The organism is Paenibacillus sp. 7523-1, from assembly GCF_002276415.1.
Taxonomy (GTDB): domain Bacteria; phylum Bacillota; class Bacilli; order Paenibacillales; family Paenibacillaceae; genus Paenibacillus; species Paenibacillus illinoisensis_A.
Genome location: NZ_NPBR01000047.1, coordinates 1 through 337, shown reverse-complemented (window position 1 = coordinate 337; position 337 = coordinate 1). Strand labels below are relative to the sequence as shown.

The following is a 337-nucleotide window of genomic DNA, read 5'->3' as shown; positions in this document are numbered from 1 at the left end:
CAAGCCATAGCTTCGGTGGTGTGTTTAGCCCCGTTACATTTTCGGCGCAGAGTCACTCGACCAGTGAGCTATTACGCACTCTTTCAATGGTGGCTGCTTCTAAGCCAACATCCTGGTTGTCTGTGCAACTCCACATCCTTTCCCACTTAACACACACTTGGGGACCTTAGCTGATGGTCTGGGCTGTTTCCCTTTTGACAATGGATCTTAGCACTCACTGTCTGACTCCCGGAAGTAAGTCTATGGCATTCGGAGTTTGACTGAGCTTGGTAACCCTTGCGGGCCCCGCACCCAATCAGTGCTCTACCTCCACGACCCTGTTTTCCGAGGCTAGCCC

The 337-nt window shown here is 52.5% G+C and carries 1 rRNA gene; it reads right to left on the bottom strand.

The annotated features are described in order from the left end of the window. Nucleotides 1-337: ribosomal RNA gene (locus CHH60_RS29460) — 23S ribosomal RNA — on the bottom strand; the annotation flags it as partial.